Below are 26,480 nucleotides of genomic sequence, written 5' to 3' on the forward strand. Positions count from 1 at the left end.
TACTTCGCCACGTTATGCGTATTGGCTGACCAGCTCGTTAAGAACGTTGGGGAGCGACAAACCTGCGGCGGCGCAGGCGGCGGGGAACAGCGAGCGCTCGGCCATGCCGGGCGACACGTTTACCTCGAAAACGCGCGCTTGGGCGCCATCCCATATAAGGTCGATGCGAGCGAGGTCGCGCACGTTATAGGCACGATACACTTCCAGCGCAGCGCGCTCGATCTCGGCGCGGATAGCCTGCGCGTCGGCTTCGTCGGGCGCGAGCGAGGCGTTGCGCACAGGCGCGAAATACTCCACGGCGCCGGGCGTCATCCGGGCCTCGGTATCGTACATGCCGCCCTTCGGCACGATCTCCACCGGCGGCAGCGCATGCGCGTCCCACCCGGTGCCGAGCACCGACACGGCCATCTCCACGCCATCGATCCACTGCTCGATTACCACGGCCTCGTCGAACGAGAGCGCATCGAGGATGGCTTCGCCCAGATCGTCGACCGAGTCCACCTTGTGCACGCCCATGGCGCTTCCGCCGTGAGCGGGCTTCACAGCAACGGGGTAACCGCCGATCACGCGCTCTTCGACCAGATCGAGCGCCGTAGCCGCACCCATGTCCTTGAACGCGTCGCGTGCCAGGTAGAGGCCCTGCGGCCACGAAGCGACCGGCGCGTCACCGGTGATGGCGCGGTAGGCGGCCATCTCGGAGTGCATGGAGTCCTTGTTCCATGCCCGTTGGCACACGCTGGATGGCGAGCCGACAAACGGTATGTCCAGGAACTCGAGCAGGCTCTGGATGGTACCGTCCTCACCGTGCTTGCCGTGCAGGGCGCTGTAGCACACGTCGGGCCGCTCGCTGCGCAGCGTGGGCACCAGGTCGCTTGTGGTGTCGAGCGGCACCACCTTGTGGCCAGCTTCTTCGAGCGCCGCGCACACGTTCCTGCCGCTGGCCAGAGAGAACTCGCGCTCGAACGACGCACCGCCCATCAACACTGCAACTTTGAGGCCCATTGTGGCTTCCTTTCGGTCCGTTCTCCCTGCTCAATCGGCAAGCCCTGAGACTGGCGCCGCGGGGATTCTTCGGCTTCGACGACTTCGTCGCTTCCGCTGAGGATGACATTCATTCGGCTTCGATGGCGCCGGCTTCCAGGAATGCGCGATACAGCTCCAACCGGTCGTTGATGACGCCGGCAAGGCGGCGAACGGCTTCGGTTATGTTCTCGGGGCTCTCATAGCAGAACGCTATGCGCATGCAGTTCTTCCCGGTCTTCCCATCGGGGAAGAAGCCGTCACCCGGCGTGTATGTCACGCCGTTCTCCAGCGCCACCGACAGCATGGAGCCCGTGTCCACGTACGATGGCAGCGCGACCCATACGAAGAAGCCGCCTTCGGGACGCGTCCACGAGGCCTCTGCCGGGAAGTGCTCGTCGAGCGCGGCCAACATGGCATCGCGCCGGACGCGGTAGGTGTCCACGAACTTCTGCAGCGTCTTCTGCCACGGCGTATCGGTGAAGTAGTGCTCCACTACCACCTGGTTGAACGCGCTACCGCAGAGGTCGGTTCCCTGCTTGACCAGATTGATCTTGGCCAGCACGCTCTTCGGAGCGGCTATCCAGCCGGTGCGCAGACCCGGTGCGAACACCTTCGACACGGTGCCCAGGTACACGACGTCATCCGAGAGCGCCTTCAGCGGCAGCACGTGTCCACCGTCGTAGCGCAGGCGGCCGTAGGGGTCGTCCTCCACCACCATGAAGCCGTACTCCTCCGACAGCTCCAGCAGGCGCTTGCGGCGGGCGGGCACCATGGTCACGCCGCCGGGGTTCTGGAAGTTCGGGATGGTGTAGAGGAACTTCAGGCGCGGGTTGCCCTTGCCGATGCGTGCGAGCTCTTCCTCCAGCAGGTCCATGCGCATGCCCTCGTCGTCGAAGGGGATGCAGCGGATGTCGGGCTCGTAGGCGGAAAACGCCTGCAGCGCGCCCAGGTAGGTGGGGCCCTCGGCCAGCACGATGTCGCCCGGGTTCAGGAACGTCTTGGCAATAAGGTCAAGCGCCTCTTGAGCGCCCGTGGTTATCATGACGTTCTCGGGCTTGGCGCGCACGCCGATGTCGCGCATGAGATCGCAGAACACCTGCTTCGTCTCCACGCGGCCGTCGGTGGAGCCGTATTGCAGCGCCACGGCGCGCTCGTCGTCGCACGCGGCGCGCGCGGCCGTGCGGATGGCGGCGTGCGGCAGCAGCGACACGTCGGGCATGCCGCCGGAGAGCGAGATGATGTTGGGGTTCGACGCAGCGGCGAACAGGTCGCGCACGGCGGAAGAGCGCATCTTCACGACGCGTTCGGCAATCTTGTCGCCCGTCTGGTCAAATGTGAGGTGAGCCGTAGTCATGGCGAACAGGTTAGCACCGCGTCGTTCAAAAAATGCGTCGCGTCGCGAAAAGCCCGCAAAGCAACCAAATCGTCGGTGAAGCTCACTTCCACGCGTGCTCGGCCAGCGAACTCGTCCGTCCACTCGGTGGTACCGACGAACACCACCCCATCACCCGCACCGGGCGCAGAGGCCGCTTCCGCACGCGCTTGAAGGCTGATAACGAGGTGCTCCAGCACGTGGGGCAGCGATGTGCGCTCCAGAACCGCGCCGAACGTATCGCCATCGTCGTTGACGCACGCGTGGCTGGGAACGTCGGGGAAGGCTGCGCGAATATGATCGGCCAGCAGCAGAGACGAGCATCGCGGTGCGCCGGGCGCGACAACCACGTCGCACACCACGCGATCGGGACGCACCGTCAGCCGCTCGACCTCGATGACGCTACGCGTCTGCACCGTCGCCCGCCTCGCGCGGCACAGCCGCAGCATCATGGGACACGCGATCGAGCACCGTCACGCCTTCTCCGGATGGCGGCTCAGCGGTCGCACGTCCTTGCACGGCATCCGCCGCCTGCCCCGCCATCCAGCCGATGTCGTCGAGCAAGGTCGACCACCAGGAGTAGCCCGTGCCGTCCATGATGACAAGCTGGGAGCGGTCGAGCGAGAAGCGATAACGGCCCGACCCTGCTGCGTTTCCGAACGCGTATTCGATGGTCTTCGCTCCTGTGTCGAGCGCGTAGGGGTAGGCGACGTCCTCGGTCAGGTGGATGGACTCGCCGTCGATGACCATGGTGGCGTCCGATCCGTGCACCTGCCACTCCCCTTGCAACTCGGCCACGTCATCGTAGCGCAGCCACCGATCCCACGAAAACACGGCGCCAGCAACAAGCAGCACGCTCACGAGCGCGCCTGCAACAACAAAGGGCCAGCGACGTCGACGAGCGTTCTTCACCTTCCGAGCCGAACGTACCCGATCAGCTGTTTCTTCACGAGAGTAACCAGCGACGTCGCGCCCGGCAACGCGCGCATTCGCCGTTGAGCCGCCCGCCGGCACGCGACCGCCCTTCGCTGTCCGCTTCGCCGGCTGCGGACTCGGGCGCTTCGAAGCCGTGCCGCCCGCCACTACGGACGCAGGCCCCGAATTCGACTTCCCCGTACGCTTTCGCTTCTGTACCACCCGCGTTTCGACTCCTCGACCGCGACGCGCCTATTCGGGCGCGATAACGTCGACGCCGCCCATGTAGGGCACCAGCACGTTGGGCACCTTGATGGAGCCGTCGGGCTGCTGGTAGTTCTCGATGACGGCGGCCATCGTGCGGCCCACCGCCAGGCCGGAGCCGTTCAGCGTATGGACGTAGCGCGAGCCCTTGAAGTTCTCAGGGTCGCGATACTTGATGTTCGCGCGGCGCGCCTGGAAGTCCGTGCAGTTCGAGCACGACGAGATCTCCTTGTAGCCGTTGTACGACGGCAGCCACACCTCGAGGTCGTACGTTTTTGCGGCCGAGAACCCGATGTCGCCCGTGCACAGGCTGATCACGCGGTACGGCAGTCCCAGCAGCTGCAGGATGTTCTCGGCGTCGGCCACCATGGCCTCCAGATCGTCGAAGCTCTCCTCGGGCTTGGCGTACTTCACCATCTCCACCTTGTCGAACTGGTGCACGCGGATGAGTCCGCGCGTGTCGCGGCCGGCGCTGCCCGCCTCCTCGCGGAAGCACGGCGTGAACGCGCAGTACTTGAGCGGCAGCTGGCTGGCGTCCAGCATCTCGCCCGCATGGATGTTCGTGAGCTGCACCTCGGCCGTGGGGATGAGGTACAGGCCCTCGGTGGTATGGAACAGGTCTTCCTCGAACTTCGGCAGCTGGCCCGTGCCGGTGAGCGTCTCGGCGTTGGCCATGGCCGGGCACCACCATTCCTTGTAGCCGCGCGACGCGTGCGTGTCGGCCATGAAGTTGATGAGGGCGCGCTCCAGGCGGGCGCCCAGACCGCCCAGCAGGATGAAGCGGCTCGCGGCCAGCTTCACCGCGCGCTCGAAGTCGATGATGCCCAGCTCGGGGCCCAGGTCCCAGTGCGGCTTCATCTCGAATCCCTCGGCGGCGAAATCGCGCGGCGTGCCCCAGCGGCGCACCTCGGGGTTGTCGTCCTCGTCGTCGCCCACGGGCGTGGAGTCGGCGGGCATGTTCGGCGTGCCCAGCAAGAGCTCGCGCAGGGCCTCGTCGGCCGCTTCGCGATCCTTGCCGATAACGACCAGCTCGTCGTTGATGGCGCGCACGCGCTCCTTGGCGGATTCGGCCTCGTCCTTCCGGCCGGCGGCCATCATCTGGCCGATCGACTTCGACGTGGCGTTGCGCTCGGCCTGCAGCGCCTCCTCCTTCGCGATGGCGGCGCGACGGGTCTCATCGAGCTCGGAGAAGCGCGACGCGTCCCACGAAGCATGGCGGTTCTTCATCGCCTCGGCGACGGCTTCTTGGTTGTCGCGGACAAATTTAATGTCGAGCATGGTGGCGCTCCCTCTCGGTCGGATTCACTGTTCGGCCCAGTATACCGCACGCCCGACAAGCTCCGAGACACCTTCACGCCGACGGCATGTTCGCGCACGCTTTTCATAAGCACGAATAGCACCGCTCGGCATGAACGATCTGCCGGCTTTTTATCTTGCCGGGTCGGCACAGCCCCCGTATCGGTTCAAAATCCATCGGCGCTCATGCCCTGCCCTCGTCCGCGCGGCGCTTGCGGACGAGACGCACAATAGCGGACAGAACCTGCCTCATATCGATGGGCTTTGACAAGTGCATGTTCATGCCGCTCGCCAATGAGGCCCGCACGTCATCGGAAAACGCGTTCGCCGACATGGCTATGATAGGAACGCTTGCCGCGTCGGGACGATCAAGTGCGCGGATGCACCGCGTAGCCTCGTAGCCATCGCGGCGTGGCATCTGCACATCCATAAGCACGGCATCGTAGGTCCCTACGGGAGACGCTTCGAACAGGCCGCATGCCTTCTCGCCATCAACCGCGCGGTCCACCACCAACCCCGACTCCGAAAGCAACTCGCACGCTATTTCTGCATTGAGGTCGTTATCCTCGGCTAGGAGAACGCGCAGGCCTCTGAGCTCTCCACGGTCGATCGCCGGCGGCGGACCGACACGTTCCGAAGTAAGCGATACGTCAGAGGGCGCGCCGCCGCTCTTCGGCAGCACGCCAAAGTCGGGTCCTGCGCCTCTCGAGCTGCCGGGCGCATCGCCGCCAGCGAAAGCGCCGCATGCGCCGCCGCTTCCGCACTTCGCTCCATGCGTTCCGCGCGCGGAGCCGTCAGGCCCATCGGGCGACACCGCACTGGAGACGTCCCGGCGCTTCTCGCCTGAGTCGCCCTGGCTCCTCGCATTCCCCTCGCCCTGCATCGTCCCACCTGCGTCGAAGAATCCTTCGGCCTCTTCAAACGCTTTGCGCTCCGCCTCCAATGCGATGCGCAGATTGAGCGTGACAGTGAACGTGGAACCATGGTCGAGCTCGGATTCCACGTTCAGACTGCCGCCCATCATCGTAACGATGTTGCGCACAATGGACATGCCCAGGCCCGTTCCCTGCTCGCGCGAGCGGCCTTCCATGGTGAACGGTTCGAACACGTGCTCCAGGAATTCTTTCGACATGCCGATCCCATTGTCGGATACGACGAACGTGAGCTGCCGGTACCCCATAACGGCACCGGGCGCGATATTCGTGTCGAACTCGATGCGCCCGCCTTCGGGCGTATACTTCACGGCATTCGTGAGCAGGTTGATAAGCAGTTGCTTCATGCGCACCGGATCGCCCACGAACACGCAAGACGCGTGATCGGGCACGGACACGGTAAGCTTCTGGCCCTTCTGCTCGCTCTGGACGCGCGCCACTGTGATCGCATGGGCAAGGACGCTGGCAAGCCGAAAGGGTTCGCTGGAGAAGGTCATCTTCCCGTTCTCGATTTTCGAAATGTCCAGCACATCGTTGATGAGGCCGAGCAAGTGGTCGGATGCCGCACCAATCTTGACAAGGCACGCCCTCATCTTCTCAACGTCGTCGAGCGATCCGTGCGCAATCTGCAGCATGCCGATGATAACGTTCATGGGCGTGCGAATTTCGTGGCTCATGCGAGAAAGAAATTCGGATTTCGCTTCGTTCGCAGCTTCGGCTGCATGCATGGCGTCTTTCATAGAAAGCTGAATCGCCTTCTCGGCGGTCTTGTCCTGCAGCACGACAAGCAGCTGGTGTTTACCGTCGAATATAAGCGGGCTGACCGAATACCCCACCCATTGCTCGCGGCCGTTCCGAGCACAGAAGAAGGGGATCTCGCCGCGCTCGGCCGACTCGATCCGCCCTGTGCGGATGCGATCGAACAAGGCCGCGTCGGCATCCGAAAGTCCGATGGCGGCAGACAGTCGCTCGTCGTGCAGAAAGTCGGTCAGCCGGTAGCCGATGATATCGGCCGCCTTTTCCACAATGGGCGTCACTTTCCCGTCCGCTGGAGAGTACAGGTTGACGGCCAAGTCGATGCTCTCCGAAAGCGCATCGTAGAGTTGGGACATCATGGCTACGTGGCGCTCGCGCAAGCGCTTGCGATACGCCGAGATAACCAGGAGACCCACCGCCGCCAAACAGGCGAGCATGATCAATATCACGACCAGAAACGATGTCGTCACGAAGGACGCTTCGGCTCGCACGTTCTCCATGGGCACGATTCCGCATGCATACCACCATCCCGTGCCCACCGGCGCAACGCATACATAGCTGGCCTTGCCATCGACCGCGGCTGTGGTCAGACCCGAATGCTTTTGCGCCACAGCATCTTCCAGTCCGCGCAGGTCGCTTCCCATGTTCGCCGTCATGACGAGCAGCGCTTCGCTCGCTTCTTCCGACGAGTCGAACATTTCCGGCGCTTCATAGCGCGCTGCCTCGTCCAGAAAATCGAACAGCGACATGCGCTCACCGATGGGCGTTTTGGTAGGCTCGTCCGGCGAAACGAGAATCTCTCCCGTCCGAGCCTCGAACAACATAAAGTACCCGCGTCCGTCGAACATATTCAGTTTCGCCGGCATCGTGAACAGATCGAGCGGGATCTCCACATACAGCGCGCCCGATTGCTGCCCGTCCAAGAACAACGGTCGCTGGGCCAAACGCACGCGCACGCCTTCGTTGTTCACGAACGTGTCCGAATAAGCTTGCGTGCCCTGCGAAAGCGCAGTCTCTTCTTGCCCGAGCACCTCGGAGGAGAACGGCGTGCCGTCTTCGAGAAAGCCCTGACCGGTCAAGTCGACGGCAGCAACGTGAGCGAACCCGTTGCGCTGCTTCAGCGCGTTGAGTGCTGGGACGAGCTCGGCCGGATCAGACGACTGCACAGCAAACGCACCAAGGGCGTTTTGCTTCATCGCCATGCGGTCGGCCACGTTCGACGCCGCTTGCTCCGTGAAGGCGAGCACCTGGTTCTCGGCGCTTTGGTTGAGCTTATGGTCGATGAACTGCATAAGGGCCAGCACAACGCTGGCCCCCAGTATGATGCACACGATAGCGGCGACCGCATTCGATGTCCTCCGACCTCGACCGCCCCTGCTCACAGCGCACATGAGCGACTCCTCCGATACGTAGAATAAGGGAATTGCCGAACCGCCCTGGCGGATTCGGCCGGGCATAGTATACTCTAGCGCAGCAAGAAGACCGCCCGCGCTCGTTACGTCGGGCCGGAGCATGAGATAACGAGGTAGCTATGGATTTCGGCGCACTGTACCATTTCTTGTTTGAGACATACGCAGGGCTCGGATGCCTCGTGGGTATCGGAATCGTGGCGAGCCTGATAGCATGCGTCATCATGGAACGAAGAACGCGTAAAACCTTCATCGATCGCGAAGCCGATGAAGACGATTGGTCGTTCTTCGACGATGACGACGAAGAAGGCAAGTAAGCCCGTCGTTCGATCGAAGATCAAGGCTCTCTGGCAGACGAAAGCGGCTTAAATCGTCGTTTTGCCCGGCAATCCGTTTTCAATTCGTCAACCGAACTCGCATGTCTCCCATTCCTGCACGATCATACAATGCAGCGCTCACAGGAAGGTTCCGCGGATCCGCCGGCCTCAACGAGCTACGAATGCGCGAGCCGTAGGTTGGGCTGCAGCAGCATACAAGAGGCAAGCGAAACGAATTTGGATGCAAGGCGCAAGCGCGACGAATTTGGACTTTCAATCTGATGCAACACGGGAAAGGAATGCAGCTTATGAACGAGAACGGTGCCACCCTGTACGCCCGCGAAGGCGCCTACATCCCCCGCGTGGCCGCCGTGCACGACCTGTGCGGCTACGGCAAGTGCTCGCTGGGCGTGGCCATCCCCGTGCTGTCGGCCGCGGGTTGCGACGTGTGCCCCGTCCCCACCGGCCTGTTCTCGTCGCACACGGCGTTCCCCGGCTGGTACATGCACGACACCACCGACATGCTGGCCGACTACCTGGCGGCGTGGAAGAACATCGGCGTGAAGATAGACGCCGTGTACTCGGGCTTCCTGGGCGCGCCGGAGCAGGTGGAGCGCATCCGCGACCTGTACGCCCTGTACCCCGCCGCGCTGCGCGTGGTTGACCCGGTGATGGCAGACCACGGCAAGGTGTACCCCACCTACACGCCGGAGCTCTGCGATGCCATGGCCGAGTTGGCCTGCGGCGCCGACATCCTCACGCCGAATTTGACGGAGGCTGCCATCATCTTGGGCGAGCCCATCGGCGACGAGTGGGCCGGCACGGACATCTCGGATGCGGAGGCGCACCGCCTGGTGGACGCCCTGGTGGCAAAGGGCGCGAAGCACGTAGTGCTGAAGGGCATCCAGCGCGAGGGCGAGACGTGCATCCGCAACTTCGTGGGCGGCGCCGACATGGAAACCGTAGAGGTGCACAACGAGTACCTGCCCTACATGCTGCACGGCACGGGAGACCTGTACGCGTCGTGCCTGCTGGCAGCCGTCATGGCGGGCCGCCCGCTGGAAGAGGCCGTGCGCTTCGCCGGCGACTTCGTGCACGACGCCATGATTGTGAGCGCCCAGCAGCCCGAGTTCCGCGACCGCGGCGTGAGCTTCGAGCCCCTGCTGGGGAAGGTGTGCGAGCTGCTATAGCTGGGTGAATGCGCATTCGGGAATTCTGACCTGGTAAAAGGCAGGTTTCGAGCAGCTTCATCTGCAGCGGGAACGACAAGAAGGCTGCACAGCAGCGCAGAACTCAAGGATATTGCAAAACGCTCGGAAGGCAGCGCCCGCGAGGGGGACCCCGACACGCTCAAGCTCACTCAGGACGAGAGGGTGCTCGGACCATGTTCGCTGCCGCTGCGTCAAGCTCCACGTCGAACAGCTCCATAAGCTCCGTGCGCGAATGGACGCCGAACTTCTGATAGATGTTGCGAATGTGGAAACGCACGGTGTTCTCCGACACAAACAGGAGCTTGGCGATGGTCTTTGGCGCGCGGCCTTGGCGCAGGTGGTCGAGCACCTCGCGCTCCCGCACCGAAAGGTTGGCCTGTTCTATCAACACCTGCGCGCGCTCAGACGCCCGAACGCCGTCCGCCTCGGACGCGCCGCTCTCGTTTGCGCCGCCCGTAACCACAGGGGCATCCAGCGTATCGGCGGCTCTCGCCTTGGGCGCACCCCGTCTGCCACCCCCTTCTTTCACGAGGTTCTTATCCTTGAACAATACCAGCGTGGCAATGAGGATAAGGTAGACCGCCACGAGCGCCAGGATGGTGAGCGCAATATCGCCGGGTTCAAGGTAGCCGATGTAGAAAAACGCGAAGAAGAGTCCCGCGAAGTTCGCGCCCATCACGACAAGCTGCATGATGCAGAACACCTTGAGTGGGCTCGCTTCCTCAGAGCGGTACTCTTCGGCGATGAGGCAGTAGAAGATAATGTTCGTGAACGTGAAACCCACCTGCACGAACGAATTCACCATACCGCGCCCGATGGCGTCCCAGGCAAGCGGGAGAAGCAAGAAGCCCAGAGCCGACAAGGGCAGGATGAACTTATAGAGCCGCGGCACCTGGAACGCTTGGGGCGCCAGCAGGGCGGGCAGCAGCAGGATGCCGTTCAGCGAGAACATGATGACGAAGGCGGTCCGCTGGTAGGTTTCGAGCGAAATATTCTCCTGACCCGTCACGTTCATCATGAGACCGGCCATGAAGGCCATGAGCGCCACGCCGACAAGTGGGCGACCGAGATGCCGGAACGCTCGACGGTCAGCCGATGGATCGACAAGCCGCTCAGCGCGCGCGGAATGCTCGCCAGAGCGCAGGGCGCGCACGCAACAGGCGAGCGCCGCAAAGTACGACGCCACAGCCACAACCCACGGTACAGGCGCAGGAAGAAACGTTGTCGCGATGTACAGTACGGCGGCCACCACCGTTGCTCCGACCAGAAACACGTAGCTCGACCGGATGGGAAGCGCGCTGACGAACGTGAACCACAGCACGATAGCGAACGCATCCCCCGCGCCGATCCACACGCCGCTGGCAAAAAACCAGGGCAGCAGCACCTCGATGTGCGCCACCGCAGTGAGCTGAAAGACGATGGCCATGATGGCGAATCCGACTAGCGCGCAAGCCGCCGAGGCCGCCACCGATGCCGCCAGCGGAAGCTGGCGCTTGCGACGTACAAGGAGCACGGTCACCGCAGCAAGCCCCACCATGCGGCCCAGAATGATGAAGAACAGGTAGAGCGCTTTGGGCAGATAGCCGATCTCTACAACCGAGGAGATGGTGGTGGGCGAGACGAACGTCGTGCAGACGTACACAGAGTACAGCACAAATCCGGCGAAGGCCACCGCCATGCCGGAAGACCGTTTCCTCACGTCAGTTCGCACCGACTCCCCTCCCCACAAGCCCTTATGTCAAACGATACTACCACACCGCCCCGACAGCAACCTATCAGGTTTTGATAGGCTGCGCGCGACCCGCAGCCAAAACCATACCGGATGGATAGCGACATCACGCGCAACCTGCGCAATCATACGGGCGACGGCGCTGCCGCAGGGGATCATGACCACAGGGAAGCGGCTGCGTGCTCTACCCGATGCACTCGCGACATCATGCCGCAGGATGCACGGTACTGGGCCGATAGCCACAAGGCTCGCGCCGAAATCACAAGGAAAGGATGCACCATGGAACATGCAATCGATCGACGGAACTTCCTCAAAGGCGCTCTAGCCACCGGAGCACTCGCCGCAGGCGGCGCCGCGCTGGCTGGCTGCAGCCCCGCGAAGCCCGAAGAAGGCGGAAGCGCCAGCAACACGACGGACGCCGGAGCCCTTCCCAAGGGGTATGAGTGTGCAGAGGACTGGTTGGGCGAGAAGCCGGTCGTAGACGAGGGCGACATTGCCGAGACGAAGGATTACGATGTGGTGGTGTGCGGCGGCGGCAACGCCGGCGTGCAGGCTGCGCTTGCCGCGGCTCAGGAAGGCGCGAAGGTGGCCGTGCTGGAAATCCAGCCGGAAGCTTCCTGGGTGCAGCTGGGCAACGATATCTGCGCGTTCAACGCGCAGTGGCTCGTAGAAAAAGGCTATGGTCCCTACAAGGTGGGCGATATCGTGGCCGAGTTTATCCGCCGCGGAGGCGGGCGCGTCAGCGCCGAGATCATCCGCAAGTTCGTGGCGAACTCCGGCGACATGCTGGACAACATCATCGCGCAGATCCCGGAGACCTCCAACCTGTTCGACCTTGAGACCGGCCAGGCCCAAATCCAGGTGGCTTACAACATGCCTGACGGCAGCTACTATCCCTTCGAGCGCGGCGGTTTCAAGTCCTGGGCCACGACCATCCAAAACCTCAGCACCAAGAATCCAACGCCGGTCTGCGGGCGCGAGGACGTATCGCGCATGACCGAAATAGCGCTGTACTGCAAAGACGCCGCCGAAAAGCTAGGTGCCGAGTACTTCTTCGAGACCGACGTCACGGTGCTCGAGCAGAATGACGCAGGCGACGTGACGGGCGTCATCGCGAAAGGACCGGACGGATACGTGCGCTACAACGCCGCGAAGGGCGTCATCCTGGCCACCGGCGACTTCGGCGCAAATCCCGACATGGTGGTAAACCTGTGCACCGACATCAACGAGCAGTCGCTGCGCTGCGACATCCCTCGCGAGGAGATGACCGGCGAGAGCAACAACAAGGGCACCGGACACAAGCTGGGCTGCTGGGCAGGCGGCTTCATCGAGCAGGCGCCGCGCCCCTGCATGAACACCAACGGCGGCAACGCGGGTCCGTGGGGCACCACGCCGTTCCTGTGGCTCAATGACTACGGCAAGCGCTTCATGAACGAAGCTATGACGCCCTACATCAAGCCCACCACGCTCAAGCAGCCGCGCGGCATTCTGGCCACCATCTGCGACTCCAAGTACATGGACGTTATGAAGCAGTGCTCGACCGACCACTTCTCCCCCAACTGGGGCGCAGCGGGCGTCGACATCATCAAGATCATGGATCGTATGGAAGAGCAGATGCAGTCTGCCGTCGGGAAAGGAGCGGAAGGCGTCAGCGTCGACGGCGTGTACGTCATCGAATACAACAACACGATGCCCGACCAGGTGTACGCTGCCGATACCATCGACGAGCTGCTGGATTACCTGGGCTACGAGGGCGATGCCAAGAAGGAAGCGCTCGCCACTATCGAGCACTACAACGAGATGTGCCATGCTGGCGAAGACTCCGACTTCGGCAAGGACAGCGTGTTCATGAGCGCTATCGAGAACCCGCCGTTCTTCGGATCGGCGCAGCCGAATACCGGACGCGGCTACGTCGGCCTCGTCAGCCTATGCGGCATGGTGACCGACGACGATCTTAACGTGCTCTCCTCCGACCTGAAGACTCCCATCAAAGGCCTGTATGCAGTGGGCAACTGCCTGGGCCAGCGTTTCGGCAACGCCTATTCCACGCCAGCCGCCGGCAGCTCCGTCGGCATGGCGCTCACGCACGGCTACGTTGCAGGCAAGATCGTTGCCGGAGGAACGGTGAAGTAAAGCCATCTCCCGCGGGAAGCTGCCCTCCCTCCCTGGCAGCTTCCCGCTTCTACCCCTCGTCACCTGCAAGCGCAACGTCATCGTACGCATATTCATCCGGACAGGTTTCGACGAATACGCACGCGACCAGCACCAAGACCGACGATCCAAGCGTAACGAGCAGATCGGGCAGAGCGGGAGCCTGGGCCGTCGCGCCGGTCACGTACCCGGCGGCAAAAAGCCCGCCCAGCAGAAGCGCCCCGGCGGCAATCGTGCCCAGCGCCGCAAACGCGCGCGTCTTCCGCAGCCGAAACACGCTGAGCACAAGCACCGCCACGAACCAGCTGGCGACCATGCACCAGTAGGCAGGCTGCACGAGGAGGGCGTACATGCCTGCCTGAATGTCGACTCCGGCGAAATCCATGTGCGCGAACGCTTCCCACCCCAAGAGTGTCTGAGAACCGCATGCCGCCAGCAGCGTAGCGACAAGCACGCAAAACGCCGTCGTCGCAATCGCACGAGCCGGACGAAGGCAGAAACCGGCTGCAAGCGGCGCAATCGGACCTAGTCCCACAGCTCCGGCAAGCGCAGGCGCGAAGGCGACATTCGCGGCGGCATCGCCTTTGCGGCCCGCACCGTACCACCAGGCTGCGGTCGCCGCCAGCAGGACGCATCCCGCAGCGGGCGCATCGCGCACGATAAAAGCGGCCGCAAGCGCGACGTACGCAAGCAAAGCGCCCAGGTGAGGCTTGAGCGCGCCGGCGAGCGCGATGAGGGCAAGCAGCCCCCAGAACACCGGCCCTTGCATCTCGTTCGGCACGGGAACGTTCGACAGCGCCAAGAGCGCGACGAGCGCGCTCCCGGCCGCACCCAGCACATGAGCTGCGATCATGCGCTGGCGCCACGTGACGCGCTCGTTCAAGGGAACACGGTCGACCGGCGCTTCCTCAAGTGCGCGCCCGTCCTCTTCGTTGTCCATCCGGGCCTGTCCCACCAGGGCGGCCAGCTCCCGCACGCCGCGCTTCGGATCCCCCAAAAAAGGTTCCAACTCTTCAGCGAAATCCGTCACGTTGTCGTAGCGTTCTTCGCGGTCAGGGTCGAGCGCGTAGAAGATAACGTCGTCGGCCGCCGCATCGAGCTCGTCCCAGCACAACGACGGCAGCACGAGTTCGGCATCTTCGATGCTCGCTTCCGCACGCGCCAGGTCGGGCGCCAAGAAGGGATTCTCTCCCGCCAGCATTTCGTAGACAACCGAGGCAAGCGCCCATTCGTCGCAGCGAGCGTCCAGGCTCTCCTGCCGCATCTGCTCGAGCGGCATGTAGCCGATGGTTCCCCCGCCCGCAACGCCGAAGCCGGACGCATCCGCCAGCGTAGCCAGGCCGAAGTCGGTTACCTTCACCTGTCCCTGTCGGTTGATGAGCACGTTGTCCGGCTTAATGTCCAGGTGAAGAACCTGGTTGTCGTGCGCCACCTCGAGCGCATGGGATACAGCCGCGAACACGGCCGCCACGATATCGAGCGTGAGATGCTCGTCGTAGCGCCGCAAAAGCTGCGTGAGCGTCATGCCCTCCACGTACTCCATGATGAGGTAGGCCGTTGATCCCTGCACCTCGAAGTCGTAGACAGCCACGATGCTCGCGTCGCTCAACATGGCAGCGGTCCGAGCCTCGTCGAGACCCGGCACATGCGCGAGCGAGCGCACGAACGGCTCCGCGTTTTCTTTATCGAAGGCCCCAGACCCCTCGCATCCGTCGTCTTCGAACCCTTCCTCCGCGAATCCGGCGCCTTCGTCCCACGAGGCTTGGGGCGCGCGCATTGCATCGGCACCAGGAAGGGCTGCACGCGCCGCATCCGCTTCGTCGAGCTCGATGATCTTGATGGCGACTTTTCGCTGGATGCGCGTATCCCAGGCAACCTGTACCGTGCCGAATCCACCTGAGCCCGCCTCGACGATGGGCCGGTATCGTTGTAATATGAGCTGCCTGTTGCCTACCATGCGCCTATTATAGGGCAATGCCCCGAATCGCGACGTTGCGGCTGCTCGCCAACATGCGCAGGATGCGCACTCGCAATGCAACCTATGCGCCCCAGGAGGGGTGCAAAGGCGTTCTTCAAGGTATGAAAAAGAAACCCCACGTTTTTGACGTGGGGTTTCTTTAAAAACCAGTGGTGCGGGTGAAAGGACTTGAACCTTCATGAGATTGCTCTCATACGGACCTGAACCGTACGCGTCTGCCAATTCCGCCACACCCGCATTCGCTTTCCGACCTCGGTCGAAAGCAAAAACAGATGATACAGGACTTCACCCGGCAGTGCAATACCAAAATCCCTATCCTCGAAAAAGGTTCTGCCCGCCTGTGCTCGGTCATGCTTCACGCAAGGGCTCCACCTTCTCGGCGACATCGCCACCCGAAACAAATCGAGCCGATTCGGATGTTCGCCTAGCCAGCCACATCCAAAGCCCAAAGGTGATCGCGGCGACAAACACCATTTCCAGCCCCATGACATTTCCGTCGTATATCCCATTGACGAAGAAGGGCATATTGGCGAAAAGCCCGATATGATAGAAAAGGCCGACACCGATGAAACAAAGCAGCGTGCGGTAGCTGAATCTACCCTCGCCTTTGCCGCATAAGCCTACAAACGCCCAAACCGTCAGAGGCAAGAAGACAGCCGCCGCTGTCACGAAGCCGCCACTTATGGAACCCAGCGCGATGGCTCCTGGAATATGGGTTAGGCAGTTTACCGCCTCAATGCCAACCATCGCGAAAGCGAGTTTCGGATACTTCCTGCTGAAAAATGCGGCAAGCGGGCCGAGAACCCAAACAAGTCCGATGTTCACACTCAAAAAGAAGGTCCATTCGGGCATAGAGCCCATCATCCCTTCCATCATATGAGGGAAAGCCAGAACGCTGCCGGTCGCATCGAACCCGTACTCCTCAACGTTGTGGATCATATACGCCACCGAACACAACCAGGCAAACCAGCTCGGATCGCGCCAGCGGGATCTGCCTTTGTTAACCTGAAGCCACTTAGTCCCGAATAGCAGGAAGAGGAGAGCGATTGCCGCTCCGAGCCCCATCCACGGCCATACGGTCATAATCCATTCGAGCCCCATGATCTCTCCTAACGTATGCTACACTGACTCCTTGTTTAGATATTATGCCTAGACACTATGTCTAATTGAATAGTCAATTTGCTCCGATGTGCCTAACAAGGAAGTGCGATGACAAGATCAACGAACAGAAAAGCAAGCGGAACTGCACGGGGGAAAATGATTGAAGCCTTCTGGCGGTGCCTCGGCAAAACCTCTTACGACAAGCTCACCGTTGCGCAGATCGTCAGAGAGGCCGGGCTTAATCGCAACAGCTTCTATTATCATTTTGAAGATATAGACTCCATGTCGAGAAGCGTCGTAGCGGAAGTGCTCGATAGGGATTTTTTGCGCAAGGCTTTTGCTCTTTTGCACGACCGGAGCGCCCCTTTGGATTTTTCTCCAGGAGGCGACATTGATCTGCGTATCGAGAGAATGTGCCTTATCGCGAGCGACCGCAGTTCTGTTGCCTTACAGAAAATGCTACGCGATGCCATGACTGAAATATGGTGCGACACCTTGGGAATCGATATAGAAAAGCTGTCAAACGACGATAGGCTCATATTCGAATTCAACCTTGGAGGCATATTGTCTTTACTCGCCTATAGGGCAAACACCTCTAGGGACTTCGCTCTTAATGACGTCATGCTTTCCGACTTCGGCAAGAGCATTATGGCAAGCCTGGAAAGCATCGCAAAAAGTCCCGTCGATTAACTGCTTGCGCAGAGATCGGAAATAGTCGGCGACAATCTACCAGACGGTTCCACCGTGATAATCGCAGTAGCGCTGTCGAGGCCTGAAGCAAAACCACGCTTCAGCCAGGCTCTCGCATTCCGTTTCAAGCTGCCCCCCATTTGCAGAAACGAACGAAATGACATACGTCCTACTTTCAAGCGACTCGATAATGCAATCGCCCGGCTCCGCAAACTCAGAAGATTTGGCTCGGAGCAAGGCAAGGGCAGGGAACCGCAACCCGGCGTTACGCGCTTTGCCGACAGAGAAGCCATGTTCCACGAGCAGGTCGTCGGCTAGCAGGAATTCAGCAAGCGACTTGTCGCCCTCGAACAACGCCTGCCACGCTTCTGAACGCATGGCCAGCCGGCACACGGCGCACCTGTCTCGGGACGGTTCGTCAAGGCTCCCACACCTAAATGGGTTGGAGATGCGAGCCAGGACGCATGGATGATGCGGGAACAACGGTTCCATAGCCCCCTACTTGCGATTCGGCTAATTCTGGCATGTATTCCAGAATTAGCCGAGTGTACCCTCGCTTATTATAGGTGAGCCTTAATCAAACGGGGAGACCCGAGCGCGCTCGCAGTCTCCCCTTTGGCAACAGATTACGACGCCGCCTTGGCTCCGCGTTGCTTCGCGGGCACGAGTCCGGCGAATGTCGCCGCCGCTACGCCAACGCCCCCCGTAATAAGCAAGGGCAGGCTCCCTGCGTTCCACACGCCAGCATCCAGATACATGACGGCCCGCAGCCCTTCGGCCGTGAAGCGCTGGGGTGCCCACAGGTACACCCAGTCCTGCCAAAACGTCGGCAGGCCCTCGTAGGGAAGCACGCCGCACATCATGCCGCCGAGCACCACGCACGCTGCCACCAAAATGCCCACCGGGAACGACAGATTGAACGCGCCTATGAACAGCAGCATCACGCAGAAGCTCGCGAACCACATGAACAGCACGAAGTTCGCCATCGGGGTTTCGATGCCGGCGACCCACAGCAGCATGCAGTACACGCACAGGCTCGCGATGAGGGATACAACCACGGCGTAGGCCACCTGCACGCCGAGCGACTTCCAGCGCTCAGCCTTGGAAACTCCTGCCTTCGTTTTGAACACGCGGCTCAAAACTATCGCGCCCACCAGCGACATGATGATGAGGGGAGAAATAGTGAGTTGTTGCGACAGCATTCCCGCCATGGGATTTGCTGCGGCAGCGCCGTCTTCCGACGAACCGTCATCGCCCGTGTGGATAGTCTGCACGTCAACCTCTACCCCGAGTTGCTGGAACATCGAGGCGATGTTTGCCTTCATCTGACTTGCCACGAGCGGACTCTTGGCATTGTCGATGACCACCTTGATCGCAGGCGCTTGGACGTCGGCGACCGGGCTCGCGGCTCCCGCACCCTGCGCGCCCGCTCCGGCTCCCGCCGCAACCGAAGCATCCGGCAAGCCCCCTTGCGAGGCCGCGGCGGCAGCTTGCGCCGCCGCAAGGGCCTGCGCCTGCGCGAGCGCCGCCTGCGCTTCGGCCTGCTTGGCGGCTGCCTGGTCGGCGCTGAAGCTCTCGGGCACGATAATCGCGCCGTAGAACTCTCCGTTCTCGAGCGCCGCGTCCAACTCTTCTTGGCTGCCCACCTGCTTCCAGGTGATGGGCGACTCCGTGCCGTCTTCGTCATCGGCGGCCGTCGTCATGCTCTCGACGATCGCCTCGCCGGCGTTCACCGTCCCCTGAGGCGTATCCACGCCCTCGTCCAACGACAGCGCGGCGAAGGGCAGCCCCTGGATGTCCATGTTGGCCATCGGATAGAACATGAGCGACATAACGCACCCAATGACCACCGCAACCAGCAGCGGCACCACGTACTTCCTACTTCCCAGCTTGTCAAACATTGGTATATCCTTTCGACGTAGCCAACGAGCACCTAACCATTCGCTAGCCTTGCTTTACCCTTTCTTTACATTTTGCTAGTCATGCTGGCTAATTAAAATGGCTATATTTGTTCATTATGTCTAATAATCTGCCACGGAGGGTTTGGAGGTAATGCAAGCAATGTACCGTATTGCTTGCAAACCACGAACTTTGACGAGATGCTCGATTTAGTCTATGCTGTCTCAATTATTGGGTGCCATGACCAATTTATTGGCGACAAATGACCGTTTTGACCAGTTACGAGGTGCCACCTTGCCGAGACCGCGCAAAGATCAGGAGGGGCCGACCGCTATCGAACGGATGGAGGCGGCGTTCTGGGACGCCCTCGTCGAAAAGCCGTACAGCAAAATTACGGTCGGCGAGATCGCTCAACGCGCGCACGTCAACAAGAACGCGTTCTACTACCACTACAGCGGACTTGAGGAGCTTGCCACCCAGGCCATCGACAACACCCTTCCGCTCGAAATCGCCAGGCTGTTGCTGCTTGGCGGCCAATTGGACAGCGGCCTCCTCGAATCGCTGACGAACAACCCCGATATTCTAAAGCGCTCAAACCGGGTTAGGCTCATCGCCGGGAAGCACGGCTCCCGCGAACTCTCGTCGCTGTTGAAAAGCAGGATCCTTTGCGCATGGTTCGACATTTTCGGCATCGACGAGTCGTGCCTCGATCGCGAAACCATGATGTCGGTGAAATTCGCCCTTGGAGGCCTTTTGGAGCTTCTGGGCGACGAAGAGCTTTTTCGAGACGACGAGAGCCTGCCGCACGTTATACTCGGGTCGAAGACCATGGAGGTCGCCGCGACGACCATTGTCACCTCGCTGCGGCGCATTGCCAAATCTCGTGCAAGCCCGCCATGGGATGCACGAGGCGCAGCGCACGAAGCCTAACGAACGATGGATGAAAAAGCCCCGCAACACCGATGTGCCGGCGCAAGAGCCGTTGTGCTCCGTCAGCATGGACTTCCATGAGTTGACCAGCCGATGCAAGGCCGAAAATACTTCTCTGACGCAAAAGATCGGATTGGTCGCGCTGCAGGAGGCGGGTTCACGAATCAGGGGGGTCCGCACGATCCCTCGCGAGGATTTCCGAAGGTGTGCGCGGCGGCGAGAGCCGGCGGGATGAGCAGAAGCACCGTCGTTGCGAGCAGCGCAAGATCGGCGGGACTTCCTGTAACGTAGGTGGACGAAAGGCCGCCCGTCACAAGCACGGGACCGGTATACATCAGGTTGAACAAGCCATGCACGCCCGCCACCGTCCAAAGGCTGCCCGTGCGCATGAAGAGCGCCGCCATGAAGAATCCGAACAAGCCCGCCTGCACGGGCTTGAGCGCAAACTGCGCCCAAGCGACGGCGCTTCCCGCCGCGGCTGCGTCCGCCGCCGACACATGCAGGATGCCGAACAATGCCGACGAAGCAATCGCCGCTTTGAGCATACCCCGCGGCCATGGGCCCGCGGATTTGAAAGCGATCGATCCGGAAACGGTCGCGTCGAAACCGTTTCGCCGACCTGCGCCGAAAGCGAGCGCGAAAGCATCGAGTGCGAGTACGCGGAACACCCCTTCCTCGAACACCCCGGTAAACAGGCACAGCAGAGCAACTGCCGCAACGCGAAAAGTAAGGCCAGGCGCGACACCCGCACCTCCCGACACCGCATCGCCCACCGCCCCAGCGCCCCCGGCCGCCCACCATGACGTCGCACCCGCAAGCGCTCCGATCGCCAGCACCGCGACCGTCCACCGACCGAGCCCTCCCCAACGCGCGCGGTCTCTGCCTCCGCGCGCGTTGGGCGCGCTTCGACAGGTGTTCTCGCTCCACTCGCCAACCGCATTCGAGCCCGCGTCCGTGCCGCACCCGTGCGACGCGGCGCCCACCACCGGCAAGCAGAGCGCCGTTCGATGCCCGAGCGCAACCGCGATCATGGCCACGGCGGCCAGCACAACCGACTGCGCGACCGACGATGCGAGCGTGTTGCCGGGAATCATCTGGAAGCAAAGCGCGCAGAGGACAAGCGTCGTCGCGAACAGCGCAAGTCGATGCGCACGAACGGCACGGACGAAGCGTGCCGTTCCGGCGCGCAGGCTCGCGCCGGAACCGGGTTCGCTAGGATGCCGCAAGCCCACGCGCCACCCCCTGCCTTTCGCTCCGAAGCCGTCCTTTTCAGCAGTATACTGGACACCGCCCAGCAATCGCCCGACGACCCGAACGAGCCCGGCAATCGGCCGACACGCCCGAACCCGACAGGAACACCGATGCCCACCAGCCCCGCATCTCATCACAATCTCCCCGACCCCGCCGGCGACTGCGGTGCCGACCACATCGGCCTGTCATCGTTCGCGCTCAAGATCGTCGCAATCGTGGGCATGACCCTGAACCACGCAGCCTATATCTTCTATCCCTATCTGCCGTTCGAAGCTCAATGCGTCATGCTTGCCGTGGGCGGCGTCACGTTTCCCGTCATGGCGTTTCTGCTGGTGGAAGGATATCGATACACATCGAATATGCGAAAATACGCAGGAAGGCTACTCGTGTTCGCACTCGTGTCCGAGGTGCCGTACTGGCTGTTCCTCTCGCACGAAGGCAACGTGCTGTTCACGCTGCTGCTGGGGCTGGCAGCGCTTTACTTGTACGACCATGTGGAGCAGCGCGCAGCGTTTTGGTTGATCTTCACCATCATCGTCGCGGCGAGCTCACTGTGCGACTGGGGAATTCTCGGCGTGGTCATGATCCTGATGATTCGCATCATGCCCGACCGACGGCAGCGCGTTGTCTACCCTGTCCTCGTGCCCATCGCGTCTCTCGGCCTTCCGCGCTTGTCGGCGCTCATGTCCTCGCTCGATCTCGTGCATCTGCCGTTCATGCTCTATGCTTTCGTCGGCTGCACCGGGGCGATTCCGCTTTTGCTGTCCTACAACGGGCGGCGCGGACGCCCCCTCAAATACTTCTTTTACGCGTATTACCCTGCGCACATCTTTGTGCTCGGTCTTGCCAAAGGACTGATGTTCAGCGACTGGATGCTCGGATTTTAGCATCGTGCCCGGAAACCGCACGATCGCAGGTTCCGGGCACGCCTTTCTCCTTGCCTCTACTCGCCACGCGAACGCGCGACGCTACTTCCAATCGGCTCCGAGCACCACCAAAAAGCCCGTGTCGAACACGTACGTGCCGTCATTGTGCTTGACAACGCTTGCACCCAGCGCGTCGGCGATTTCCTGCGCCTCGTCAGCCTGCCCTTCTTCACGGTACACCACGACGGTCTTCGCGTAATTGAAGTTCTCGGCGTTGCCCGCATCCACGTTGTGGTAGCCCAGAGCCTCGAGGCGTTCGGCCGCCTCGGCGCCGGCGCCGGCAATGCCGTTGCCGTTGCGCACGGCCACCGAGCCCGACTTTTTCGTCGACGAACTCCCCGACCCTGCGCTCGAACTCGGGCCCTTCGGGCCGCTGCCGGTGGAGGCAAGCACCGTTCCCGAAGCCTCGTCGACAACATCTTCCTCAGTGGGGGGCAGACCCTGGTCCACGCGGTTCATCATCTCTTTCCAAGCTTCGACATCGGTAATTTCGTACCATACGTCGCCGATGTACTCCGACGTTGTGGGCTCCATGGCGGAGTAGATATCGTTGTCGGGATCGAGGCCCTGCATGGTCTGGGCGATGCCGATGATGTCCGTGATCCCCAGATCCGTGGTCACGTACCCGCTGAGCGACGTGATGGTGTTCGCCATGGTGGCCACGTCGGAGGACAGCAGCTTCTTCGCGATAGCCGCCAGCACAAGACGCTGATTGGCGGCGCGATAGGAGTCACCATCGCCGTAATCGTCGTATGCGTGGCGCGAACGGCACAAAACGAGCGCTTGGTCGCCGTCGAGCGTCTGGAGACCCGCGTCAAGGTGGCCGCCCGCCATGTCGTCGTCGATCTCCATGGGGACATTCACCTCCACGCCGCCAAGCGCATCGACGATCTCCTTGAACCCGTCAAAGTTGATCTCGGCGTAATGGGATATGTCAACGCCGGCGAAATCGGAAATAGTCTCGACCGCAAAGGACGGCCCGCCGATGGCATGGGCTGCGTTGATCTTGTTCTGGCCGTACTCGCCCATGTCAACGAGCGTGTCACGGTGGATGGAAACGAGCGTGACTTGCTTTTTCTGCGGATCGATGCGCGTAAGCATAATACTGTCGCTGCGGAACTGGTCTCCTGCGTACTCGCTGGACGCCTCGCGCTCGCTCGACCCGTCCACGCCCATGAGCAGTACGTAGAACGGCTCGCCCGCCATATCGGTAGCAACAAGCGCGTCGCGCAGAGCCGGATCGACGCCTGCATGCAGCTTGTCGCTGATGTTCTGGTAGAAGGCGAACGCGGCTCCGGCGCCACCGAGGCATAGCACGACAACCGCCCCAATCGCGATCATGGCGATCTTTTTGCGCTTGCGGCGCTTGCGCTCGCGCGTATAATCGCGCTGCGTCATGCGCGCGGCGGTCGAACGCTGACGGTCGGCCTGATCCGAGCCGTACGCGCTGTTGCGGGAGTATGCGGATACATCAAAGGAGTCGTGACGTTGATACCTTCGGGAATCGCGGCTTACCTCCGAAGCACGCACGGTGCGGTTCGAGTCGACGGACGCGCGACGAGCGCGCCAAGAGTTGCTGCGTTGGCTAGTCATACCGTCATTGTGGCTGGGTCGATGCGGCAATGCAAGCGCGGCGCAACCTTCTCTCCGAAAACGTCACAGGCACGCGAAGACTCATGCGCACGATCCAAGCATCGCAACAGCTATCCCGAAGATGTTGAAGGATGCACAAGACCCGCTGCAAGCGCGGCGAACGGGCAGTCAGGCCCTACGCGACGCCGAAGCGCTTGCACAGCTCCTCATTGGCAGCCAGCTCAACGGCATCGTCGAGCGGCACGAGAGCCGCACGTCCGGCGCCCTTCCCCGTGCGCTTTACATGACGATCGAGAGCGCGCGCCAGCAGATCGTCGGCCACGTGGGGATTCTTTGCCAGCAGAGGACCGTGCAGGTACGTGCCGATCACATTCTTATAGCGCACGCCGTCGCGGCGGTCGTCATCGTTGTTGCCGTGCCCACCTGCAGACACCACGTCGCCGAACGCCTCGACGCCCGTGCCGAGATGCGTGCGACCTGCATGGTTCTCGTAGCCCACAATAGGCTGCGCAAGCAAAGGGGAGCGCAGGACGATGTTGTCGATAAGGCGATCGGCCGAAGTGCCCGGTCGCTCGGTGGTCATGTCGACAATGCCGAGGCCTTTCACCACCTCGTCGCCGAGCAGCCATTCATAACCAAGTATCTGGTACCCGCCGCATACGGCCAACAGAACGCCATCATCCTCGACGTAGGCTTTCAGATCGTCGCGCATGCGCATAAGCTCGACGGAAGCTAGACGCTGCTCACGATCGGGGCCGCCGCCGAGCACGACGAGATCGACGCTCGACAAGTCCACCGACTGGCCGTGGCGCACACGCTCGACCTGGACAGGAATACCGCGCCATGCCAGTCTCTGTTCGAGAATGCGCACGTTACCGCCATCCCCATACAGGTTGAGCAGGTCGGGGAACAGGTGCGCTATCACAAGCGAAGAACCTGCGGAAACACCCTCCATCTGCAGAGGATCAGCGGCCGCATCTGCCCCCTGCGGCGATGCGTTTGCGGCAGACGCCGTGCTGTGCGCTTTGCCGACCGGCGCGGGCGCAGTCGACGCTCGCAGCCGCTCAGCCGCAGCCGAAGCGGCCGCGGCTGAGCTCACCGGTTCAGAATCTCCAGCGCTAGGAGAACTCGAAGCTGCCGCGGCCACGTGCGCGGCACGCCCCGCCTCCACGCGCCGGTTGAGCGCATCCTGCACGATCGGGAGCGCCGTATAATTGGCGATAAGGTAGGCATTCGCATCCTTCGGCAGCTGATAGACACGTTCGAGCGCGTCATCGGCGTTCTCGACAACATCGGCGTTTATGCCGGCGTACTTCAGTCGTACCTGCATGTCCCGGCCGCGCGCGCCCCCCGCAAGAACCACGAGTCCGTCATGGGCGCCCAATTCCTCGAAGTCGATATCCCACAGCCATGAGACGTCGCGGCCGTCGCCTTCTTTGTCATTGACGAAGAAGGCGACGGCCTTGCGAGCCGGATCCTGAACGACGATCTTAAGGTTCTGATTAAAGCCCGTCGGATTCTTCGCGAGGTTGAGCAGCACCCGACGCCCTTCAAGGTCGAACGCCTGCAAGCGTCCGTTTTGAGGGTCGAACGCGTCGATAGCGCGCTGAATGGCCTCATTCGTACAGCCAAGCGTGTCGGCCACTGCCGCAACCGCTGCGAGGTTGTACACCATGTATGCACCATTGAAAGGAGCGCGAACCGAGAGCTTGTCAGAAGTACCGTCCTGTCGCGGCGGAGCCTCAAGCGAGAACGACAGCCCAGCTGCGCTCAGTTCTACATTCCGCGCGGCATACGCAAGCGCTGGGCGCGAGAAACCGCAGGTCGGGCAACTGTAGTCACCTAGCTGGCCATACTGACGGTAGGCATACTCGAACATACCCGAGCACTTCTGGCACATCAGCGCGTCGGCCACCGAGTTCTGCGGGAGCCCCAAATCCTCCCCGATACCGAACCCGATCGTGGGGTTGGCAATGCGATCGGCAATGGCGGCGCATAACGGATCGTCCGCGTTGTATATAAGCGTCGTCGCGGGCGAGCTGGTCAGTGCGCCGACGATGCTGTCCTGGATGCGGCTGATCTCGCCCATCCGATCGAGCTGATCACGAAACAGGTTGAGCAGTACGACATACGTCGCTTGCAGCTGGGGCAGCGTCTTAGCCAACCACAGCTCGTCGATTTCGAAAACCCCCCAGTCTGCAGACTTCGCATGAAGCAGCGCAGCCGCCACGCCGGATCCCAGATTCGCACCCGTCCGATTGCAGGCAACGAGAGCGCCTTCGCCTTCAAGCACGTCGGCCAACAGATTCGTCACCGTCGTCTTACCGTTCGTGCCGACCACCATGACCGAGCCCTTCGTCAGCCTGCTCGATGCGTGCGCGATGACCTGCGGGTCGACGCGCAGGGCCGCCTTACCGGGGAAGTATGCAGCGGGTCGATGGAATACGTTTTTCAAACCCCAGGTGGAAACGCTGCTGATCGCGCGTGCAGCGGCGAACTGCAAACTCATGAGGACATCCTTTCGGCTCGTTTCGTCCAGTATAAACCGTTCGACTTCCCGCTTCGGGCCCCACTGCCCTACGCCAGAGCGAGCCTCCATACAAATTTCAGTGGAAGTGCATCGTTCGCCCACCCCCTGCCGATAAGATGCCCGTATAGTGATACTATATTCGAGTCATCTCACGAAACACACCACGATCGCGCGCAACGCGATGTACGACGCAGCAATGGGGAGAAC

At 61.9% G+C, this 26,480-nt stretch carries 20 protein-coding genes and 1 tRNA gene; 6 read left to right on the plus strand and 15 right to left on the minus strand.

Annotated elements, in window-relative coordinates; all coding sequences use genetic code 11:
* Positions 1-12 precede the first annotated feature (12 nt).
* The 6 genes from ABGT83_RS09965 to ABGT83_RS09990 all read right to left on the minus strand — a co-directional run bounded on the left by ABGT83_RS09965 (position 13) and on the right by ABGT83_RS09990 (position 7,949).
* The gene (locus ABGT83_RS09965; RefSeq protein WP_103265215.1) at positions 13-1,002 is read right to left on the minus strand and encodes a D-alanine--D-alanine ligase family protein; all 990 of its coding nucleotides are present in this window, start codon (positions 1,000-1,002) and stop codon (positions 13-15) included.
* A 109-nt stretch (positions 1,003-1,111) separates the two neighbouring features.
* On the minus strand, positions 1,112-2,377 hold the full coding sequence (locus ABGT83_RS09970) for a PLP-dependent aminotransferase family protein (protein ID WP_346687358.1): 1,266 nt from the start codon (positions 2,375-2,377) through the stop codon (positions 1,112-1,114).
* Complete coding sequence (locus tag ABGT83_RS09975; protein ID WP_346687359.1) at positions 2,374-2,811, minus strand: cyanophycin synthetase family protein; 438 nt, start codon at positions 2,809-2,811, stop codon at positions 2,374-2,376. The genes ABGT83_RS09970 and ABGT83_RS09975 overlap by 4 nt, the downstream gene beginning before the upstream one ends.
* Positions 2,798-3,532, minus strand: a complete 735-nt coding sequence (locus tag ABGT83_RS09980; protein WP_103265217.1) for a hypothetical protein — start codon at positions 3,530-3,532, stop codon at positions 2,798-2,800. Before ABGT83_RS09980 ends, ABGT83_RS09975 begins: the two co-directional genes overlap by 14 nt.
* 30 nt (positions 3,533-3,562) lie before the next feature.
* Positions 3,563-4,852, minus strand: coding sequence for a serine--tRNA ligase (serS, locus tag ABGT83_RS09985; protein ID WP_346687361.1), 1,290 nt, complete (start codon positions 4,850-4,852; stop codon positions 3,563-3,565).
* A 202-nt stretch (positions 4,853-5,054) separates the two neighbouring features.
* Entirely contained in the window at positions 5,055-7,949 is a 2,895-nt protein-coding gene (locus ABGT83_RS09990) for a hybrid sensor histidine kinase/response regulator (protein ID WP_346687362.1), read from the minus strand.
* A gap of 140 nt (positions 7,950-8,089) precedes the next feature.
* Here ABGT83_RS09990 and ABGT83_RS09995 point away from each other — a divergent pair, with 140 nt between their 5' ends.
* The gene (locus ABGT83_RS09995) at positions 8,090-8,284 is read left to right on the plus strand and encodes a DUF6724 family protein (protein WP_103265219.1); all 195 of its coding nucleotides are present in this window, start codon (positions 8,090-8,092) and stop codon (positions 8,282-8,284) included.
* Positions 8,285-8,592: 308 nt separating this feature from the next.
* Positions 8,593-9,474 carry a PfkB family carbohydrate kinase gene (locus tag ABGT83_RS10000; RefSeq protein WP_103265220.1) on the plus strand — a complete coding sequence of 294 codons (882 nt, stop codon included), beginning with the start codon at positions 8,593-8,595 and terminating at the stop codon, positions 9,472-9,474.
* Between the two features lie 166 nt (positions 9,475-9,640).
* Here ABGT83_RS10000 and ABGT83_RS10005 read toward each other — a convergent pair whose 3' ends face one another.
* On the minus strand, positions 9,641-11,173 hold the full coding sequence (locus ABGT83_RS10005; protein WP_103265221.1) for a helix-turn-helix domain-containing protein: 1,533 nt from the start codon (positions 11,171-11,173) through the stop codon (positions 9,641-9,643).
* 330 nt (positions 11,174-11,503) lie between these two features.
* Here ABGT83_RS10005 and ABGT83_RS10010 point away from each other — a divergent pair, with 330 nt between their 5' ends.
* Positions 11,504-13,357 (plus strand): FAD-binding protein, encoded by a 1,854-nt coding sequence (locus ABGT83_RS10010; protein WP_346687364.1) that lies wholly within the window; start codon positions 11,504-11,506, stop codon positions 13,355-13,357.
* 49 nt (positions 13,358-13,406) lie between these two features.
* On the opposite strand, the gene ABGT83_RS10015 is transcribed toward ABGT83_RS10010, so the two are convergent.
* From ABGT83_RS10015 to ABGT83_RS10025, 3 genes are all read right to left on the minus strand, one after another.
* Complete coding sequence (locus ABGT83_RS10015; protein ID WP_103265223.1) at positions 13,407-15,332, minus strand: serine/threonine-protein kinase; 1,926 nt, start codon at positions 15,330-15,332, stop codon at positions 13,407-13,409.
* A 171-nt stretch (positions 15,333-15,503) separates the two neighbouring features.
* Positions 15,504-15,590: transfer RNA gene (locus ABGT83_RS10020), tRNA-Leu, on the minus strand.
* Positions 15,591-15,701: 111 nt separating this feature from the next.
* Positions 15,702-16,454 (minus strand): HXXEE domain-containing protein, encoded by a 753-nt coding sequence (locus ABGT83_RS10025; protein WP_346687367.1) that lies wholly within the window; start codon positions 16,452-16,454, stop codon positions 15,702-15,704.
* Positions 16,455-16,562: 108 nt separating this feature from the next.
* Here ABGT83_RS10025 and ABGT83_RS10030 point away from each other — a divergent pair, with 108 nt between their 5' ends.
* The gene (locus ABGT83_RS10030; protein WP_346687368.1) at positions 16,563-17,144 is read left to right on the plus strand and encodes a TetR/AcrR family transcriptional regulator; all 582 of its coding nucleotides are present in this window, start codon (positions 16,563-16,565) and stop codon (positions 17,142-17,144) included.
* A gap of 36 nt (positions 17,145-17,180) precedes the next feature.
* On the opposite strand, the gene ABGT83_RS10035 is transcribed toward ABGT83_RS10030, so the two are convergent.
* Positions 17,181-17,537 (minus strand): hypothetical protein, encoded by a 357-nt coding sequence (locus ABGT83_RS10035; RefSeq protein WP_346687370.1) that lies wholly within the window; start codon positions 17,535-17,537, stop codon positions 17,181-17,183.
* A 233-nt stretch (positions 17,538-17,770) separates the two neighbouring features.
* A complete protein-coding gene (locus tag ABGT83_RS10040) occupies positions 17,771-19,045 on the minus strand; it encodes an ABC transporter permease (RefSeq protein ID WP_346687372.1) in 1,275 nt (424 codons plus the stop codon).
* 214 nt (positions 19,046-19,259) lie between these two features.
* Here ABGT83_RS10040 and ABGT83_RS10045 point away from each other — a divergent pair, with 214 nt between their 5' ends.
* Positions 19,260-19,973, plus strand: a complete 714-nt coding sequence (locus tag ABGT83_RS10045; protein ID WP_346687373.1) for a TetR/AcrR family transcriptional regulator — start codon at positions 19,260-19,262, stop codon at positions 19,971-19,973.
* 164 nt (positions 19,974-20,137) lie between these two features.
* Here ABGT83_RS10045 and ABGT83_RS10050 read toward each other — a convergent pair whose 3' ends face one another.
* Positions 20,138-21,205 (minus strand): CPBP family intramembrane glutamic endopeptidase, encoded by a 1,068-nt coding sequence (locus ABGT83_RS10050; RefSeq protein ID WP_346687374.1) that lies wholly within the window; start codon positions 21,203-21,205, stop codon positions 20,138-20,140.
* A 129-nt stretch (positions 21,206-21,334) separates the two neighbouring features.
* Here ABGT83_RS10050 and ABGT83_RS10055 point away from each other — a divergent pair, with 129 nt between their 5' ends.
* Positions 21,335-22,111 carry a TraX family protein gene (locus ABGT83_RS10055; protein ID WP_346687375.1) on the plus strand — a complete coding sequence of 259 codons (777 nt, stop codon included), beginning with the start codon at positions 21,335-21,337 and terminating at the stop codon, positions 22,109-22,111.
* Positions 22,112-22,192: 81 nt separating this feature from the next.
* Here the strand turns inward: ABGT83_RS10055 and ABGT83_RS10060 are convergent, their stop codons facing one another.
* Both ABGT83_RS10060 and ABGT83_RS10065 read right to left on the minus strand, forming a co-directional pair.
* On the minus strand, positions 22,193-23,743 hold the full coding sequence (locus tag ABGT83_RS10060) for an LCP family protein (protein ID WP_346687377.1): 1,551 nt from the start codon (positions 23,741-23,743) through the stop codon (positions 22,193-22,195).
* 175 nt (positions 23,744-23,918) lie between these two features.
* Positions 23,919-26,252 carry a MurT ligase domain-containing protein gene (locus tag ABGT83_RS10065; RefSeq protein ID WP_346687378.1) on the minus strand — a complete coding sequence of 778 codons (2,334 nt, stop codon included), beginning with the start codon at positions 26,250-26,252 and terminating at the stop codon, positions 23,919-23,921.
* Positions 26,253-26,480 lie beyond the last annotated feature (228 nt).

The sequence above is a fragment of the Enteroscipio rubneri genome (genome assembly GCF_963929405.1).
Classification (GTDB): Bacteria; Actinomycetota; Coriobacteriia; order Coriobacteriales; family Eggerthellaceae; genus Enteroscipio; species Enteroscipio rubneri.

Coding starts and splice junctions, on each gene's coding strand:
- ABGT83_RS09965 (WP_103265215.1), bottom strand. CDS start 1,002: ATGGGCCTCAAAGTTGCAGTGTTGATGGGCGGTGCGTCGTTCGAGCGC.
- ABGT83_RS09970 (WP_346687358.1), bottom strand. CDS start 2,377: ATGACTACGGCTCACCTCACATTTGACCAGACGGGCGACAAGATTGCC.
- serS (WP_346687361.1), bottom strand. CDS start 4,852: ATGCTCGACATTAAATTTGTCCGCGACAACCAAGAAGCCGTCGCCGAG.
- ABGT83_RS09990 (WP_346687362.1), bottom strand. CDS start 7,949: ATGTGCGCTGTGAGCAGGGGCGGTCGAGGTCGGAGGACATCGAATGCG.
- ABGT83_RS09995 (WP_103265219.1), top strand. CDS start 8,090: ATGGATTTCGGCGCACTGTACCATTTCTTGTTTGAGACATACGCAGGG.
- ABGT83_RS10000 (WP_103265220.1), top strand. CDS start 8,593: ATGAACGAGAACGGTGCCACCCTGTACGCCCGCGAAGGCGCCTACATC.
- ABGT83_RS10005 (WP_103265221.1), bottom strand. CDS start 11,173: ATGGCGGTGGCCTTCGCCGGATTTGTGCTGTACTCTGTGTACGTCTGC.
- ABGT83_RS10010 (WP_346687364.1), top strand. CDS start 11,504: ATGGAACATGCAATCGATCGACGGAACTTCCTCAAAGGCGCTCTAGCC.
- ABGT83_RS10015 (WP_103265223.1), bottom strand. CDS start 15,332: ATGGTAGGCAACAGGCAGCTCATATTACAACGATACCGGCCCATCGTC.
- ABGT83_RS10025 (WP_346687367.1), bottom strand. CDS start 16,454: ATGGGGCTCGAATGGATTATGACCGTATGGCCGTGGATGGGGCTCGGA.
- ABGT83_RS10030 (WP_346687368.1), top strand. CDS start 16,563: ATGACAAGATCAACGAACAGAAAAGCAAGCGGAACTGCACGGGGGAAA.
- ABGT83_RS10040 (WP_346687372.1), bottom strand. CDS start 19,045: ATGTTTGACAAGCTGGGAAGTAGGAAGTACGTGGTGCCGCTGCTGGTT.
- ABGT83_RS10045 (WP_346687373.1), top strand. CDS start 19,260: ATGCTGTCTCAATTATTGGGTGCCATGACCAATTTATTGGCGACAAAT.
- ABGT83_RS10055 (WP_346687375.1), top strand. CDS start 21,335: ATGCCCACCAGCCCCGCATCTCATCACAATCTCCCCGACCCCGCCGGC.
- ABGT83_RS10060 (WP_346687377.1), bottom strand. CDS start 23,743: ATGACTAGCCAACGCAGCAACTCTTGGCGCGCTCGTCGCGCGTCCGTC.
- ABGT83_RS10065 (WP_346687378.1), bottom strand. CDS start 26,252: ATGAGTTTGCAGTTCGCCGCTGCACGCGCGATCAGCAGCGTTTCCACC.